General features: G+C 70.0%; 1 protein-coding gene. It reads right to left on the bottom strand.

All coding sequences use genetic code 11. The features are described 5' to 3' along the window. On the bottom strand, window positions 1-456 hold a 456-nt coding region (locus tag ABD345_RS40195), incomplete at its 3' end, for a nitronate monooxygenase (RefSeq protein WP_344559810.1). Between the last annotated feature and the right edge of the window lie 50 nt (window positions 457-506).

The raw sequence follows: 506 nt of genomic DNA, 5'->3' as shown, positions 1-506 counted from the left end.
CACAGTCGCCAGCACCTGCGTCCCAACGTCAGCCAGAGCACGCACCACGTCAGAACCCGGCAGCCCGAACGTGAAGCTCACGAACGGCACCGGCCGATCCAGCAGCAGATCGAGCTTCCCCTGCCAGCGATCGTCGTCGTCCGCGACCATCGGCGCCCCCGCCAGCTCCAGCCCGTACGGCGTCCCTTCGTCCGCCAGCTCCTCGGCGTACCGCCGGAACTCCGCCTCGGTCAGCGTCGACGGCCCCGGCACGAAAAGGTTCACCCCGAACGGCACGGTCAGCGCGGCCATCTCCGCCTCCAGCGCCTCGGGCGTCTTGTAGCCCCCGGCAAGGAACCCGAACCCACCCGCCGAAGCAACCGCCGCGACCAGCGCGGGCCTGGTCGCCCCACCGGCCATCGGCGCGCCGATCACCGGCAGCTCCGACGCCGTCCAGGACCCAGTCGAACTCGTCATCATCTGTCTCCTTGTCCGGCGTCGGCGCTTGTCAGCTGTGTTCTACCAGG

It is taken from the genome of Kitasatospora saccharophila (genome assembly GCF_039529925.1).
GTDB classification, from domain to species: Bacteria; Actinomycetota; Actinomycetes; order Streptomycetales; family Streptomycetaceae; genus Kitasatospora; species Kitasatospora saccharophila.
Note: the sequence above shows the minus strand (reverse complement) of the source record. Positions and strands in the feature narration are given on the sequence as shown.